We start from the raw sequence: 17,800 nt of genomic DNA on the forward strand, positions 1-17,800 counted from the left end.
TACCTGTAAATTCCTTACTAACGACGTAGTTCAACTCTAGGAAAGATATCGCAGTCTATTATGTCACCAGGTTTTTTGGCTTTGAATGAATTAAATTCTGGTAGATCAATTTCTTCAACAGGTCTGAAAGGCCATGCTTTCGGGCGGTGATAATAAGTAACATCATCGCCAGTCCAATTTGTCACCACTGCACGTCGTTGTGTGGAAGATATGTTAGTTACTGAATGATGAATTGTCAGAAAATGATGAATCAAGCAATCTCCAGGCTCCATATCCCAAGATAAAATTTCCTGAGGTTCTGGTTCTACAAACCATGAAGGGTTCGATCCTTCACGTAACTCTTTGCCCCAGAGATGAGAAGCTCTGATATACGCTAATCTACCATTCTCTTGGTTGACGCTATCTAAAGCCAGCCAAATTTTACAACACTGCCAGCCTTGTATAGGCCAGTAAGGTAGGTCATTATGCCAGCCAACACGACTGTTTGCTTTCGGCTTTTTAACAAAAAAACCGTCAGTTAAAAAGTTCAGTTTTTCCGATTTTAAGACTTGAGCTGCGATCGCCGCCAGGGGAGATTCAAAAGCTAAAGCACGGAAATCAGCATCAGTGAGCCATAAGCTACTGCTATGTTCCACATAACCTTCTGGTCTGGGTATACCCTTAGCTTCTAGAGGACCAGGAATTAATACATTCTTGTCAACGGCTGTTCGCATCCGTTCTACCCAGATGTCATCTAAAACATTTTTGACGCAGATAACACCGTCTCGCTGGAAAGCTTCAAGTTGTTGGAGGCTGATTTTTGATGTGTCTACCTTGATCATCGTAACTTTTTCAGATTTTTAAATTTAACTAATTTAGGTCAGATCGGCTAATTGGCATTCAAATTGCATATTGAAACAGAAATTACGGCCAAACTAATCTGATGCGTGTCTAAAGTATATAAACACTCTCGATGGTCGTTGACTGTTAACGGTTAACAATCATCAGTCATCAGGTAAATGTACAAATTAAATGCATATCAGCTTATGTAACAACAGATTTCTAAAAACTGCTTTACTAACATAAATTTGTCAGTATGTCACAAGACTTTTGAGTATAGAGTAAAGATCTAGGTTAGCAGTTCTTTCTAGAGGTGGATAAATCCGCAGTTTCAGTGCAAGATTGTTTGTTTACATTCGTAACCAAGCAATTTCATTTAACTACCCAGATCCTTTTTAACAATAAGTGGGATAAGCGAGGCTAACCGTAAGACTCCAGACACAATGAACACTCCCGCGATGCCAAAAGACCCAGCAAATTGAGCGATGAAGCCACCGATAGTTGCTCCTAAAGCACCACTAGCCCCAGCAACTGCAGCGGCGATCGCAAAATAGATAGACTGGTTTTTTACTGGTGCAATCTCTATCTGAAGATTGTTGTTACACAAGTCAACTGCTCCCCAATTACTGCCAATAAAAATGTGTAATAAGGGTAACCACAGCCAAAGGTCGAGAGGGTTAGAACCAATCTTCAGCCACAGCCAGGGTATGACTGCAATCAGAATTCCCGTAGAAATGAGAATCGGACGATTGCCTATTTTATCTGCTAATCTACCCCACACAAGCAGCATCAGCATATGTGCCCCAGCTCGCAAGCTGTTGTATAAAGTTACCCAACTCACATCTAGATTCAGCGTATCTAGCAAGTAGAGGTTAAAAAACGGGGCACTCAAGTTAACAGCAAACGTCCATAAGCCAAAATAAAGCAGAAACACCAAAAAATTAGAGTTTTTCCAAATACTGCTATCTATCTCGTTTTCGGAAGCTGGCATTTGCGGCAGACAGATTGCTTCAGATATCTCACCAGGTTCATTTGGTGTCGAGTCTAACTTAATCTCACTTGTTTGAGCTGAGTTAGCATAATAAGTATTTTGTAGTTGGGGATTCATATCTACTTGGAAATACTGACATCCCAAACTTATAATTCCAAAGATAATGCCTAAGAGCAAAATCACCCCATAACCTTGGATAGTCCCCCCATACCAATGTGATACAGCTAAACCAGCTATTGGCAAACCGACCAATTCAGTGAGGTTGGCAAGACTATTGCGTAGTCCAAAATATCTACCTCGGAGTCGCCGTGGAACCAACATTGCTATCCAACTGAACCATGATGCAGTTCCTAGTCCTCCTAAAAGATGGCTACATAGGAGAATTACGAGTGACAGTACCACTAATTGGTTTGAATTAATCCCTCCCCAACTAAAGCTAACAATACCAATTACTAAAATCAGCCACACTAGCCGACCAATCCCATGAGTGCGAAGGGAATACTGAAAGCGGCTAGTGCTGCGTTCAGACAAGTAAGCACCCATTGGCTGAAAAAGATTGACCAACATGGGAATAGAACTCACCATACCAAATACCACTGGGCTGGCATTTAACTCCACCAAAAAATTTCCCAGCAAAATTCCGCCACTGCCAATAGAGAAAAGCGCTGCGAAAATACCATCGACAGTAGAAGCCTTCAAACTGCTGCGAATAGCATCTTTAGGAATGCGAGAGCTTGGTGTTGAGGTGGGAGAAAGTTTTGTTGATGAAGCAGTTTGGGCAATTTCTGGAGAAACAGGCGCGCCTGTTTCAAGTTGAAGAGAATCCATAAATTTAGCATTTAAGAATATGATAGCGAAGCATCCTAAAATTGTTGATTCTCAACAAAAAGCGTCTATCCTTATTAACCGAAGCACGCTCTTTACTAAAATTTTAGGGTGGGCAATCCCGCGATATTGTTGAACATTGGGCAGTAGTCTCACTTCAGAAGCGATCGCTTACCAAGCCGAATAATTACAACTGCTGCGACGGACTGTTAGTCACGTTACTCTACTCTATCCATAAATAGCCAATACTCTACTCTATCCATAAATAGCCAATGCGATCGCTCTACAGATACAACGGTCGGACAGTACACCAGGTGGTTTCAGAAAAATTAAAAGCCTACACCTGAAAAATAATGATTTAAAATTTACGCGTTGACAAAAAATACCAAACATGGATTCTGGGAAAACCCAATCTGTCGTAAGGGCAAAGCCCATTGCTCATCAATGTCAACTTAATGTGAAAACTCTAGATATAGCTGCTGTATAAAATATCTATCTTTAGAGATATTTTTTACAAATGTATTGTTACACAGTACACTTCGCATGGTGGATTGACTTAAATCTATTGATATATGTTACTATTTGTATAGTTTAATGTTATGATTTGTATTGTGGTTTTAAGTTACTAACGAGCAAATTATGAGCAAATTATTGGCTTTATAAGCTAAAATGATTTATTTTAGAGTTATAAAGCCAATTAAGGCAAGCTTAAAATTTTTTGAGCAAATAACCTTTTCTTAATGAAGTTTAAGTTTTGTTAATAACGACTCAGATATAAATTCTGAATTTCAGGAGTTACTGAGGTAGGTAGATTGAATACTGAGCAGTAAGTTAACTGAATAGAGCATGAATTATACTGTTATTATCAATAGAGTCTATTGATTCATCTGAGTTTTTAATCATTTGATAGTAATGCTAAAAAACAGCAATCTGAGGATTAACAATACCTGTAATCTCAAATATCAACCTGGAAATAGACAATATAACTAGTTGACTAAGATAGGATTTTTGCAAAGTCGAACGGTCGTAAAACCACTAAAGCAAAACAGAGTGGAGTTAATTCAAAATCAGGTACACTTCCGAAAAGTCCACTGTCATTCTGAACCAAATAGAATGTAGCGAGTTTAGTAATATAGGGTTTGATACTAATGCTAAAAAACAGCGAACTAAGGATTAATCAGGGTTCTAACCTGAAATTAAAGCTTGGAGAACAACAATACGAGCATTTCTCCAGGACAGAAGTTTTACGAAATCGAACAATCGGAAAGCCATTAGAGTGAACCATACTGGAATGAATCTGAATTAAGATGAATTCCCAAAATTTAAGTCAACAATCCCGAAAGAAATAGTGCAAGTTTTATGGCAAGATATTGTCAATGGGATTAATTGACTAGCTGAGAGGTTATTCCAAATTCGAGGTTAACCCACATACAGAATTTACTCAAATGAATAGTGTTGTTTAAGAACATTACTAGTCAGTAATAAAATTAAGCTTTTTATTGAAAGCTTGTTTTTTCTTGCCTTTCATCTCAAATGAGAAAGAGCATTGTTTTTTGCTGGCATTTAGAGTAAATCGCAATTATTGTCGAAATCTCCGAATTTTTTCTTCAATTTGAATAAGGTCAAAAGACATGAATAAGGTTCAAGCATCCTTTGAAGCTACGGAAGCTGCGTTTCACGTGCAAGGTTACGAAAAAATTGATTTTAGTCTTGTGTATGTGAACGGTGTATTTGATATTAAAAACAGAGAAATAGCAGATAGCTATGCACAATTTGGTCGCTGTCTGACTGTAATTGATGCCAATGTCTATGACATTTATGGCGAGCAAATCAGGTCATATTTTAGACACTATGACATTGATCTCACAGTATTTCCTATCATCATTACAGAGCCAGCTAAAACTCTGGCAACTTTTGAAAAAATTGTTGACGCTTTTTCGGACTTTGGCTTAGTTCGTAAAGAACCAGTCTTAGTCGTTGGTGGTGGTTTAGTAACTGACGTAGCTGGGTTTGCTTGCGCTGCTTACCGTCGCAAGAGTAACTTCATTCGCATTCCTACCACGTTGATTGGTTTAATCGATGCAGGTGTAGCGATTAAGGTAGCAGTTAATCATCGGAAGTTGAAAAACCGTTTGGGCGCATATCATGCACCTTTGAAAGTGATCCTCGATTTCTCATTTTTGAAAACCTTGCCAACGTCTCAAGTTCGTAATGGAATGGCAGAGTTAGTCAAAATTGCTGTAGTTGCTAACTCTGAAGTCTTTGAGATGCTATACGAATATGGCGAAGAACTGCTTGACACTCATTTTGGCCACGTGAATGGGACACCGAAACTCAAAGAAATTGCCCATAAACTTAACTACGAAGCCATCAAAACCATGTTGGAGTTAGAGACTCCAAACTTGCATGAAATAGACCTCGATCGCGTCATTGCTTACGGCCATACCTGGAGTCCTACCCTAGAATTAGCGCCTCATATACCCCTATATCATGGCCACGCCGTCAATATAGATATGGCTTTGTCTGCAACCATTGCAGCACAACGGGGCTATATTCCAACACGGGAACGCGATCGCATTCTAGACTTGATGAGTCGTATAGGTTTATCACTCGATCATCCTCTACTAGATGAGGATCTGCTCTGGGATGCTACCCAATCTATAAGCTTGACACGAGATGGCAAACTACGTGCAGCCATGCCTTGTCCCATAGGTGAGTGCTTCTTTGCTAACGATCTAACTCGTGAAGAACTTCATGCTGCTTTAGCCGAACACAAACGTCTTTGTGCTAAATATCTTCGTGGCGGAGAAGGAATTGACGCATATATTGAAAGTCAAGAAGCTCAGCTATTGGGGGTCTGAAGAGATGACGAGTGTTTTAGGACGAGAAACAGCTAGACCAATAACGCCACATAGCATCTTAGTAGCCCAGCTACAGCAAACCCTCAAATTAGCAGAGCAGAACAACATTCCCGTAGAGATATTAGATTCTTTGCGTCAGGGAGTTGAATTAGCGGCGGGTTTAGATCCCTATCTGGATGATTACACCACCCCCGAATCCATCGCCTTAACAGCATTGGCACAAAAAACCAGCAAGGAAGACTGGAGTAAACGTTTCAGTGATGGGGAAACAGTGCGTCAACTAGAGCAGGAAATGCTCTCAGGACATCTAGAAGGACAGACATTGAAAATGTTTGTTCACATGACCAAGGCAAAGCGCATTCTAGAAGTAGGAATGTTCACAGGGTATTCAGCCTTGGCAATGGCAGAAGCTCTACCAACCGACGGACAACTTATCGGTTGCGAAGTAGATCCCTACGTCGCCGAATTTGCTCAAGCTTGCTTTAGTCAGTCTCCCCACGGCGAAAAAATCTTTGTGGAAGTAGCACCTGCCTTAGAGACACTCCACAAGCTGGCTACGAGAAAAGAAGTATTCGATCTGATCTTCATCGATGCCGATAAAAAAGAGTATGTAGAGTACTTCCAGACTATTTTGGATAGTAACTTACTGACTCTTGACGGCTTAATCTGCGTGGATAATACTTTGTTGCAGGGACAAGTTTACCTACCACCAGAACAACGCACCGCCAATGGTGAAGCGATCGCTCAGTTCAACCGTGTTGTCGCCGCCGATCCTCGTGTAGAACAAGTTCTGTTACCCATACGAGATGGTGTGACTCTGATTAGACGCGTGGTGTAATCAGATGACAAGGGGACAAGGGGGACAATTCTTTCTCCCCCTGCTCTCCTGCTTTCCCTGCTCCCCGGTCACTGAGCGAAGCCGAAGTGCTGCTCCCCCTGCCTCTTCTACTTTCAAAGACTTATGACACAATCAATATCTTTATCTCTACCTCAATCTCCAAAGTCATCAACTGGTGTTCGGCTAAAGGTAGTGGCTTTATTGAAGACTCTTGGTACTTTAACATTATTATTAATCGCCTTGCCGTTCAATGCTTTGATAGTGTTGATATCTTTGCTGTGGGGCATTTTGCCGTTTACAAAAAAAGCTGTCGTCGCTGCTGATCCTCAGACTATCTTGGTGAGTGGAGCCAAGATGACCAAAGCCTTGCAACTTGCCCGTTCCTTCCATGCAGCGGGACACAGAGTAATTTTGATTGAAGGTCACAAATACTGGTTATCTGGACATAGATTCTCTAAGGCTGTAAGTCGTTTTTATACAGTTCCAGCACCAGAATCAGACCCAGACGGCTATATCCAGGCGCTTGTAGAAATCGTTAAAAAGGAAAAAGTTGACGTCTATGTACCTGTATGCAGTCCTGTCGCTAGTTACTACGACTCTTTAGCAAAGCCTGCACTATCCCAATACTGCGAAGTTTTCCACTTTGATGCAGATATAACCAAGATGCTAGATGATAAATTTGCCTTTACCGATCGAGCGCGATCGCTTGGTTTGTCTGTCCCCAAGTCTTTTAAAATTATAGATCCTCAACAAGTTATCAATTTCGATTTTAGTCAAGAAACTCGCAAATATATTCTTAAAAGTATTGATTACGACTCCGTTCGCCGCTTAAATTTAACCAAACTTCCCTGCGATACTCCAGAAGAAACAGCAGCCTTTGTCAATAGTTTACCCATCAGTCCCGAAAAACCTTGGATTATGCAAGAGTTTATTCCTGGTAAGGAATTATGCACACATAGTACAGTCCGGGATGGGGAATTAAGATTGCATTGCTGTTCCGACTCTTCTGCGTTTCAAATCAACTATGAAAACGTCGAAAACCCCCAAATCCGCGAATGGGTGCAACACTTTGTCAAGAGTTTGGCACTGACTGGGCAAGTTTCTTTTGACTTTATCCAAGCCCAAGACGGTACAGTTTACGCCATTGAATGCAATCCTCGCACTCATTCGGCAATCACAATGTTCTACAACCATCCGGGTGTTGCAGATGCGTATCTTGGGAAAACCCCCCTAGCTGCACCTCTGGAACCCCTAGTAAGTAGTAAGCCCACTTACTTCACATATCACGAAATCTGGCGACTAACTGGTATTCGTTCCTGGAAACAATTGCAAAGATCATTTAATACGCTGGTGCGAGGCACTGATGCTATTTACCGCTTTGATGATCCTGTACCATTTTTGACTTTGCATCATTGGCAAATTCCTTTACTTTTGCTGAAGAATCTCCAACAACTCAAAGGCTGGGTAAAAATAGACTTCAATATTGGCAAATTGGTGGAGTTGGGTGGGGATTAGTAGTCTGTGCCATTAGTTAGTTATGAAGGCTTATAAAAGGGAAAAGGTTAAAGGGGAAGGTGGGGCCCCCACGAAGTGGGGATAAGGGGCAGGGGGAAAGGGATGATGATTGTCGCTTGACTTCGGGCGAAAGCGCGCAGCCAGACGAAGTAGGGTTTTTACCTTTCCCCTTCTTCATAAAAGTTTGTAGTAAGCACTTCAGTGCTTAAAATTGAGCGATAAATCGCTCACTACAAACCTTGCAAAATTAATCGGATAGACCACTAGTAGTCTACCAACCCAAAAATGCTAAGTGAGGACTGGGGAAAGGGGAAAGGGAAAAGGGTAAGAGATTTAAACCCTTTCCCCTTTCCCCCTTACCCTTTACCCCGCAAAGTTCACTTGGCGAACTACTAGGGGTTTATCGTATTAATTTTTAGGGTTAAGAGAACGAACCGCAAAGGACGCAAAGTAAGAAAAATTAAGAATGAGTTTACCTGACAAAATTAATGCTGTTAAAAGACTATTTTTATCTGTGTGTCTTTGGTTTATATATAAATTCTAATAGTAGATAGGAAGATGAATCATGGCAGTACTTCGTATTCTTCATTTAGTTGGGTCTGCACACAATAATTTTTACTGTGATTTGTCGCGCCTTTATGCTCAAGACTGTCTGACAGCAACCGCAGAGCCGCGCTATGATTTTCAGATTGCATACATCACACCCGATCGCCAGTGGCGATTTCCTCGTTCTCTCAATAGAGAAGATATTGCTGACACCAAACCGATTTCTTTGTTTGATGCCATACAGTTTATAACAACGCAAAACATTGACCTGGTGTTACCACAAATGTTTTGTATTCCGGGAATGACTCACTACCGCGCCTTATTCGATCTGCTGAAGATCCCTTATATAGGCAATACTCCAGATCTTATGGCGATCGCAGCGCACAAAGCTAGAGCCAAAGCAATTGTCGAAGCAGCAGGGGTGAAAGTGCCTCGTGGAGAACTTCTGCGCCAAGGAGATACGCCGATAATTACACCTCCTGCGATCGTCAAACCGGCAAGTTCCGACAACTCTTTAGGGGTGACCTTAGTCAAAGAGGCTAGTGATTATGACGCTGCTTTGAAGCAAGCATTTGAATATGCTTCGGAAGTCATTGTAGAAGAATTCATCGAACTCGGTCGAGAAGTCAGATGTGGCATCATTGTAAAAGATGGGGAATTAGTGGGTTTACCCCTTGAAGAGTATCTGGTAGATCCTCACGAGAAACCGATCCGCAACTATGCTGATAAACTCAAACAAACGGACGATGGCAACTTGGATTGTGCCGCTAAAGATAATATCAAGGCTTGGATGGTAGACCCTAAAGACCCGATTACACAAAAGGTTCAGCAAGTGGCTAAGAAGTGTCATCAGGCTTTGGGTTGTCGTCACTACAGTTTGTTTGACTTCCGCATCGACCCAAAGGGACAACCTTGGTTCTTAGAAGCGGGGTTGTATTGTTCTTTTGCTCCCAAAAGTGTGATTTCCTGTATGGCGAAAGCAGCCGGAATTCCTCTTAATGAGTTATTAATGACGGCTATCAATGAAACCTTGGGCAATAATAAAAAGGCGTTGCAGAATTGCGATCGCTAGCCTGATATGCCTGGATTTGGTAAATTATACAGTACTTTGGCGATCGCCAAAGTTATTTTTGGATCGGTTCTGGGAACTCTATTAATACGGTTCGGTAATTCCCGCAGTGTTAACCAACAATTGCCTCCAAAAAGGTAGCAATTAATACTTGTGTAGTTTTATCTGAACTGTGTTGTAACTGGAGTTTTGAGGATCGGCTGATGGATAAATCAATTATTCAGTTGGTTGACGAATTACCAACTGACAATATCACTGTCAAAGTTTTAAAAGCTCTTGATTATGTAGCACCAGGTGAATGGACTAATTTGGTCGGGTTTGAGAGTAATATCCGCGCCATTACAGGAGAAACCGATGCTAAGGTAATCCAGAAAATTAGCGATCGGGCTGTTATTTTATATCAAGATCCTCAACAAGGCTACAAGGGTGCTATCCAACTTTATCAAACAATTGATAAAGCAGACACAGCGATGGCAACAGCTGCTTTAGCCAATAAAATTGGTGAGAAAATCGGCTTTCTTTCTTTTTTAAGCAAAGTTACCCCTAAAGCCGACGTAACTCAATCGATTGATTTGGTACTGAAAATTGCTGTCGAAATTATCGCCTTCTGCAAACTGAATGGCATTCCTCAACCTAATCCTCAAGAGTTTGCTAATTCCCTGACTAACAACTATCAAAATGCATCCTTAATACGGATGGTTGCTTTAGTTTGTCTAGATGGAATTCTCCCATTAGGTCCAGATTTTCTCAACAAAATTCACTCAATTATTAGTGGTGCTGATACTAGCATAATAGCTCAAAATCCTGTATTCTTAGCTGTTAATAACTCTCTCCCAGGTAATAATCCCTCAGATAAACTTGGTTTTATTAATCAAGGTTTCAATTCTGTACAAGGGTGGATGAATGACTTAGTATCTAAAACAGGCATAACCCCACAATCAATTTCTAGTAATTTGGGTAATTTTATTCAGATTGCTGACGATAATTTAGATTTCGTAGCAGCATTCCTGGATCAAACTACCAATTACTACGAACATACAGGAATTCAAACTGTTGCTCGGAGCTTGATTTTGCAAGCTTATGCTTTAGTAAAAGAGGAAATTAAACAAGAAGCACAAAAGCAAGAAGCGCAAAAACCGATCAAAGATGTTTCTTCTGCTGTTAAGTCTGATAATAATCAGTATGAAGTGAGCAAAACAGTAGAAGTTTGGGATGATGATGAAGGGGATTGGTATCAGGGAACAATTGAAAAAATCCAAGACGATCAATTTTTCATTCATTATCTTGGTTACGGTTCATCTTATGACGAGTGGGTAGGCGAAGATGATATTCGTACTCGCGATCTGCGCTCTACTGATGATAATGGATATGCAGTGGGTCAAAAGGTAAAATGTTGGGATGAAGACCAAGAGGCTTGGTATTCTGCTACAATTCAGCAAGTCCAAGGTCAGCAATACTTTGTTAGTTACGCGGGTTATGATTCATCCTATGATGAATGGGTTGATAACGATGAAATTCGCTAACTATTGAATGATTACGGGGCGATCAAATACGGTTCGGTTAACGTGTTTTTTTCTGTAAGATCCCCCGAACCCACCTGAAAAAGTAGGGTGCATTAATTGTCGAGAGAGAAAATATTTTCTCTCTCAAACGTTGGACTCACAGGCATTCCATAAGAGGAATAGGGGTGGTCAAATAGCGTGTCAAAAATCATTTGAATTTGGTTAGCTATCAACCTTAACGCTTGGGGAATAGTCCGAAAATCTAACTAACGAGCGAGGGAAACTAAAAACAGTCTAGCTATCACACAATTAGCTAGTAAAAAATCGCCAGTATAAACATCAATTAAATTTTTAGCAGCAACCTAATCAGGTAATTAGACTATTTACTATTTACTATTTTGAAAAGTATTGTTTAACTGAGTTAACACCCATTCAGAATTAAAAATAGTCCGGTAGATGGGATTTTTAATTCTTAGATAGCCGTTGTGCTTCTCAACTAATCCTGATAGTAAAAGTTCTCTTTGTTCTAGACTATCATTAATGGGTATTGGGCATTGGGTATTAGTTATTTTTGCTCTGCCTCTCTGTTCCTCTGCTTGCAATATTTGTTGATAAAGACTTAGTAATCGTCCTCCATGCTTTTGGTTGAAAAGTAGGCGATCGCGAATGGTGCGGAGGTGTTGCGGTTCGTCTTGTGATTCCCAGTCTTGGATAATGTGCGATCGCACTAATTCTTCTACCCAACACGCTTCAGTTTTTGGAGATAGGACAATTTTTCTAGTTGATGTCTTTAAGGTAGTTTGGATAACTAACTGACAGATTTTTTGGGTCACAAAGGGTTGTCCTCCACTCCAATACATAATCTCTTGTAACACAACTTCTGGCTGGCTAATTACTCTATTTAAACCTTTTAACAATGGTCTTGCTTCATCTAATCGAAAGCCGAATAAATCTATGGGTGTACCAATGTTAAAAAGTGTTTGGTGTTTGTCTGCAATTAAGTCAGATGGATTGGCTACTCCAAAGAATGCAAATCCCAAACCTTGGAAATTTTGGTTAGATGCTTGCTGATTATAACAATCATGAATCCAGGCAAAAAAGTCATCGATCGGAAAATTCAAATTCAGCAGACTATCAATTTCATCAATGAAGATAAAAATGCCTTTAGTTTTAGCATCTGTTTCAGAATAACTATCAATATTTGGCAACAAAACTTCTTCAATGAAACGGTATAGTTTTTGCACAGGAGAAACACCTTCTTGTATGTTCCACCACTGTTTAAAGTTAATCTTGTCTACCAGATTTAAGTCATATAATAGGTTGATTATGATGCCTTTATACCATTGTTCCAGTGTAATATCTACACCAACTAATTGCGTTATATCTAAGTAAACGCACTTATATCCTTCTTTCTCAAGGTAATGACTTGTTCGGTGTAATAACGATGACTTACCCATTTGACGAGAGTTTAAAACATAGCAAAAATTACCACTTTTTAAACTAGTAAAAAGTTTTTTGTCTGCCTCACGTACAATGTAAGTTGGATCGTCAAAGTAGAGGCTACCGCCAACTTGGTATCTCATTCAAGGAGAACCTGGAATACACAATTTAAAATCCAGAATACAGTTATTAAAGAATTTTAGATAGCTTTTAGCAAAATTCAATGTGGTAAGCTGATATGCATTTAAAAGCTTGTTTTCAAAGTCCTCTTGTCAGTAGCAAAACGTTTTAGTTCCCCCTAAATCCTCATTAAAAAGGGAGACTTTGACTCGGGGTTCCCTCATTTTGGAGTTAGTAGGGGAGATCGATATGTGTCTAAAATCACAGCGCAGTGTCTCCCTTTGCAAAAAACATCTAGCATGGGAGTACAGGGGTATTACAACTATCTCAATTTTTCACCAATAATTTAGGACTGGCATAGCAAATTACTAATGATATCATCACTATTTTTTTGTTAACTGTCTTAACTGTCTTAACTGTCTTAAATGTCTGAATTTAAGAGGATTTATTGATTTTTTTTAATTGTTTTATTTGGCATTGCATTTTATTGGCAATGATGAGAAGATACAAAACTAGTAACGAGAAAAAGTTTCTCAAAATCTCAATTATATTAATAGACTATCTTTTTCTAAGGAGGAAAAATGAATGAATTCATTTAATCAGAGACAAATTCAAAGTTTAATAAAAGGACAAGGAATTCAATTGTCTGGTAATCCCATTCAGACTGAAAAAGTTTATATTCAAAAAACCCTACGAGATGGAGGTAAAATCCGATTCAAAATTCGTTATTCTGCCATATTACAAGGCTTTTGTTTGCTGGAAGTTTTTCTCATGAGAGTGGAGACTGGAACACAAGTTGCTAGCATGACCATTCCTAATGGTGGCTCAACAGGCAATGTTCAAGAACAGGAGCAAGAATTTAGTATTTGGGAACCAGGAGAATATTACTTTTTTTTCAAGATGTCTTCAAATAATGGAACATTTTTCATCGAAGAATATCATCTATATTGGTTAGCTAGTTAATTATTTGTAATCATCAATTTTTACATTATCTATGCTAAATTTAGCTATAAGTTTGAACAATTCTAGGACAATAGAAGATAGCTGCGATCGCTATAATTGGTTAAAATATCTCTGAAATCAGCTTAAACTAATGCTAGTCGACTTTTTAGACATATGATAAGAGTACAAATCAGGAAAAGATTTGAAAGTCAATATTTGCCATTCAATAATATACAATTGACAACGGTTTGAACCCTATTGACTTTTTGTAATATAATTTCATTTATCCGCACTGAATTACTTGTAGAAATAGATAGAACCTCAAAGGGGAAATAAAAAGTAAAAAGTAAAAAAGCTTACAAGGTAGACTTTTAAAGTATTTTAAACGGTTGATCTATTTCAGCCAACCCGATTAATACAGATTGGCTGAAATGAATTTGCCATCTGAAATAAGCAAAAAAACTAGGGCATAAGACTTCTTTCTTTTCACTTTTTACTTTTTACTTTTGCCTTGCTCATTTGGATGATTGAGAGTTTCCAGTTCCATGATTAAATTGTAGATAGTTGTTTTTGAAAGTAAGTACGGTACAGTTCGCAACGCGGTAAAATGCGATCGCCTTCATACCGGATCAACCCCAAGCTTTCGAGCTTATGAGCATCAATGGGATTGAGAGAAATGTTGTCCTTTCTCGTCACAACTTCAGAGTATGCCTTTGCTAATCGAGGTTTTTCTTGGAGGATTGACCAGTGTCGCCATAAATGATATCGATAAATGCCACCATTAGCGATCGCTTCTTGTATGAGATTTTCTAAAGAAATTCCTTGACAGCATAGATAATACAAACCAATCCGAATTAGGGCTGGATGTCCTCCCACCAACGACATAAGTCGATTAACCTGTTTACCCGAAGACCAGTTTAGCCCATGCCGTTGAGCTAAGTATTCTACTTGTTCCTTAGTAAATTCGCTCAGACGGATAGGTAACCCTATATTCAATGGGGATTGGTCGATATTTTGCCAGACATACACTTCGGTGGAGTAAACTACCACTAGCCTAAGTTTCTGCAAGTTGGTATCTTGTCGTGCAGCTTCATACCAAGAGCGCAACAAAGAAAACAACTCCTCAGCAATTTGAGGATATTCAAAAAAGCTGTCAATCTCATTCAACACAAAAACTACTGGATTTTGGCTCTGCTTGAGCAAATAAGATTTTAAGTACAAAGTGCAACTCAATTTAGAGCCTATTTCGTCATCCCACTTATCATCAAGCTTCGGGTCAATGCCTAATTCTGTTGCAACTCGCCAGCAAAGACAACGCAAAAGCTTGTTGAAATCTGTTAGACATTTTGTATCGATTTGATTGCAGTTCAGATTCACTGTGCGATAAGCTTGCATCTCTGCAAAAGCTAACAGTCGCAGGACAAGAGAACTTTTACCCATCTCTCTTGGCGCTCGAATCCAAATCACACTACCTGGTTGAGTTATTTCTCGATAAACCAGTTCCTCAATCGGCGGACGATCGACATAAAACGGAGAATCTAAAGATACCGGGCCATCTGGGTATGACCAAAGACTTTCGAGTTGCTCGCGGTCTTGGATCACAAATGAGTCTAAGGATAAAGACTGTGACAAATTTACTTCTTCTGTATCTAGATTCAGTGAAAAACTTTTAGAGCCTTCAGTATTATTTGCTTCACTTAGACTTGCATAGTCTTCACTGGTTAATTCTAGGTTAAAGGCGCTAAAGCACAATTTCAGAGTTTTTTGATCGACGCCTGTATTCAACGACCATAGTCGGCTGAGAGTTTTGGTAGAAACATTCATGCGAAGGCGTAAATCTTCTAGAGTAAAGCGATCGCCCTTGTTTTGTGCCTTTTCCATAGCTAAAATCGCGGTCTGTAAGCGTTTTAAGCCAATAGGAGTTAACACAAGTCCCCGCTTTCGCGTGCTCTTAAATTGTTTCATATCCTTAATTGTTAATTTGCTTTTTCGGTAAGTGCCTTAAGTGTGTCTTCATTGTTTCATGTTTTTAAACGCTTATTCAAATGTTATTTGGCTGTCTAGAAAATACTTGTAAAGTGTATTAATAATCACTATTTAGCCCTAGTATTCATTTAAGTAACTCTATACAAGTAAATGTAACTATTAAATCTATGGACTTTAATTTTTCTTGCCTCTAGTAGTCTACCAACCCAAAAATGCTAAGTGAGGACTGGGGAAAGGGGAAAGGGAAAAGGGTAAGAGATTTAAACCCTTTCCCCTTTCCCCCTTACCCTTTACCCCGCAAAGTTGCCTTGACAGAGTACTAGGTACTCCTTCCTTTCGCATCATCTGCAAAAACCAACACCAAATAAGGGACTTCCAACTAAAAAAATATTCCATCGTTTCGGTGAGCAGGGGAAGCAGGGGACGCAGGGGACGCAGAGGAGGAAGAATCTAACAATCGTCTTCTCTCCCAAAATTGAATAATTTAATTTCTGGAAGTCCCTAATTGAAGGAGGTAGATAGCAACGCGAAAAGCAAGTCCGCAAATGTCAAGCAGTATTCCTGCTGACTTGAAAGTGCTGTTAAGCGATGGCGGGGCGTTGAGCCCGTGACGAGTAAAAATACCAGTCCCCAGTCCCCAGTCCCCAGTCCCCAGTCCCCAATCCCCAGTCATTCTTGGCTTTACTCAGTCCAAGCCAAAGTGCGTTTCACTGCTTTTTGCCAGGTATCAAAATTGGACAATGGACTGCTGGCGACAAGCTGCTTTGGGTCTACGCTGTTTGGCTCAAACACACGTTCAATTTGCCGTTGCTGCACTAGTGCTTCATAGTTCTGCCAAAATCCCACAGCTAAACCTGCTGCAAACGCTACACCCTGGACGGTCGTATCACGCATGATTGGACGTTCCACTGGAATACCTAACACATCTGCCTGGAACTGCATCAGGAAATTATTCTCGCAAGCACCACCATCTACAGTTAGTCGCCCAAGAGGGGTACTGGTGGATGCATTTATCGCCAGCACCACCTCCACAACCTGGTAAGCGATCGCCTCCAGCACGGCGCGTACTAGATGCTCTGGTTGGACGCTGGCGGTAATACCAAAAAAGGCTCCCCTAGCGCTCATATCCCAGTAGGGTGCGCCCAGTCCACTAAATGCAGGGACAAAATATACTCCGCCATTATCTGTTACCTGATTTGCCATTGCTTCACTTTCGGCAGAAGTTTTAATCAGCTTCAGGCGATCGCGTAACCATTGAATACAAGCACCACTAGTAAACATGCTGCCTTCGAGGGCATAGCCTACATCCAAAGTCCCGCTAGGATTTGCTTGTGTCCATGCCACCGTGGAAATGAGTTGATGGGGCGATCGGACAATTTCTGAGCCAGTGTGAGCTACCAAAAAGCTACCAGTACCATAGGTGCATTTCATCGAACCAGGGCGATCGCAACCATGACCAAACAAAGCTGCTTGCTGATCTCCCAAAATCGCAGTAATGGGAATTTCAGCACCCAACAAAGTCGCATCGGTAACTCCAAATACCCCTAAACTAGGCTGAATTTTGGGCAGGATATGAGCCGGGATTTGGAATATTTCCAAAAGAGTCTCATCCCACTCACAAGTTTTCAGATTCATTAACATTGTGCGGCTGGCGTTGCTGTGGTCGGTAGCGTGAACTTTTCCACCTGTGAGGTTCCACAACACCCAGCTATCAATGGTGCCTGCCAAGATATTGTTTGGGTCAACATCTGTAAACTTGTCTAATAGCCACCTGAGCTTAGTAGCAGAAAAGTAGGCATCGATGATTAATCCGGTGCGATCGTAAATTTCTTGAGCATAGCCTTGCTCTTGTAACTGGTGACAAAGAGGAGCAGTGCGGCGATCTTGCCAAACGATCGCTCTTTGGAGTGGTTTACCTGTAGTTTTGTCCCAAATCAAGCAGGTTTCACGCTGCACAGTTAGTCCCAGCGCGGCGATCGCTGATGGAGTAATTTGAGCATTCAAAATTGCGGTTTCCATCACCCAGCAAGTATCCTGCCAAATTTCTTCAGGGTCATGTTCTAACCATCCCGGCTGAGGATAATGCTGAGTCAGTTCTTTGTATGCCTGTCCGACAATATTACCTTCTGCGTTAAACACAAAAGCCCGGTTGCCTGTAGTACCCAAATCCAATGCCAAGATGTAGTCCAACGATCGAGTTGTGCTGCCAACTGTGTCCATAGTTGCTTTCAATGGTGCGATCGTGATTTTACCAATTATCCCAATAAAGTTCAGATAACTCCAAAACCCTAATTGTAGAGACGCGATTTATCGCGTCTTCTAATTGTAGACACACGATTTATCGCG

11 protein-coding genes are annotated in these 17,800 nt (G+C 40.4%); 6 read left to right on the forward strand and 5 right to left on the reverse strand.

The features are described 5' to 3' along the window. Positions 1–17 precede the first annotated feature (17 nt). Together ACFG4S_RS10960 and ACFG4S_RS10965 are read right to left on the reverse strand one after the other, a co-directional pair. Positions 18–821, reverse strand: coding sequence for a phytanoyl-CoA dioxygenase family protein (locus ACFG4S_RS10960; RefSeq protein WP_392534817.1), 804 nt, complete (start codon positions 819–821; stop codon positions 18–20). A gap of 374 nt (positions 822–1,195) precedes the next feature. Continuing rightward, positions 1,196–2,638: an MFS transporter gene (locus ACFG4S_RS10965; protein ID WP_392534818.1), complete on the reverse strand. Its 1,443-nt coding sequence runs from the start codon at positions 2,636–2,638 to the stop codon at positions 1,196–1,198. 1,628 nt (positions 2,639–4,266) lie between these two features. Between ACFG4S_RS10965 and ACFG4S_RS10970 the strand changes: the two genes are divergently transcribed. The 5 genes from ACFG4S_RS10970 (at position 4,267) to ACFG4S_RS10990 (ending at position 10,987) form a co-directional block, all read left to right on the forward strand. After that, positions 4,267–5,496 carry a sedoheptulose 7-phosphate cyclase gene (locus ACFG4S_RS10970; RefSeq protein ID WP_392534819.1) on the forward strand — a complete coding sequence of 410 codons (1,230 nt, stop codon included), beginning with the start codon at positions 4,267–4,269 and terminating at the stop codon, positions 5,494–5,496. Positions 5,497–5,500: 4 nt separating this feature from the next. Next, the gene (locus tag ACFG4S_RS10975; protein ID WP_392534820.1) at positions 5,501–6,334 is read left to right on the forward strand and encodes an O-methyltransferase; all 834 of its coding nucleotides are present in this window, start codon (positions 5,501–5,503) and stop codon (positions 6,332–6,334) included. Between the two features lie 123 nt (positions 6,335–6,457). Then, positions 6,458–7,849 (forward strand): ATP-grasp domain-containing protein, encoded by a 1,392-nt coding sequence (locus ACFG4S_RS10980; RefSeq protein WP_392534821.1) that lies wholly within the window; start codon positions 6,458–6,460, stop codon positions 7,847–7,849. Between the two features lie 565 nt (positions 7,850–8,414). Next, a complete protein-coding gene (locus ACFG4S_RS10985; protein WP_392534822.1) occupies positions 8,415–9,467 on the forward strand; it encodes a D-alanine--D-alanine ligase in 1,053 nt (350 codons plus the stop codon). Between the two features lie 200 nt (positions 9,468–9,667). Next, positions 9,668–10,987: an agenet domain-containing protein gene (locus ACFG4S_RS10990; protein ID WP_392534823.1), complete on the forward strand. Its 1,320-nt coding sequence runs from the start codon at positions 9,668–9,670 to the stop codon at positions 10,985–10,987. Between the two features lie 365 nt (positions 10,988–11,352). Here ACFG4S_RS10990 and ACFG4S_RS10995 read toward each other — a convergent pair whose 3' ends face one another. Then, the gene (locus ACFG4S_RS10995) at positions 11,353–12,549 is read right to left on the reverse strand and encodes an AAA-like domain-containing protein (RefSeq protein WP_392534824.1); all 1,197 of its coding nucleotides are present in this window, start codon (positions 12,547–12,549) and stop codon (positions 11,353–11,355) included. A gap of 562 nt (positions 12,550–13,111) precedes the next feature. Here ACFG4S_RS10995 and ACFG4S_RS11000 point away from each other — a divergent pair. Beyond that, on the forward strand, positions 13,112–13,489 hold the full coding sequence (locus ACFG4S_RS11000; RefSeq protein WP_392534825.1) for a hypothetical protein: 378 nt from the start codon (positions 13,112–13,114) through the stop codon (positions 13,487–13,489). 528 nt (positions 13,490–14,017) lie between these two features. Here ACFG4S_RS11000 and ACFG4S_RS11005 read toward each other — a convergent pair. Both ACFG4S_RS11005 and glpK read right to left on the reverse strand, forming a co-directional pair. Then, positions 14,018–15,433: an AAA-like domain-containing protein gene (locus ACFG4S_RS11005; RefSeq protein ID WP_392534826.1), complete on the reverse strand. Its 1,416-nt coding sequence runs from the start codon at positions 15,431–15,433 to the stop codon at positions 14,018–14,020. A gap of 702 nt (positions 15,434–16,135) precedes the next feature. Continuing rightward, on the reverse strand, positions 16,136–17,674 hold the full coding sequence (gene glpK, locus ACFG4S_RS11010; RefSeq protein ID WP_392534827.1) for a glycerol kinase GlpK: 1,539 nt from the start codon (positions 17,672–17,674) through the stop codon (positions 16,136–16,138). Between the last annotated feature and the right edge of the window lie 126 nt (positions 17,675–17,800).

The sequence above is a fragment of the Nostoc sp. C117 genome, from assembly GCF_043099735.1.
GTDB lineage: Bacteria > Cyanobacteriota > Cyanobacteriia > Cyanobacteriales > Nostocaceae > Nostoc.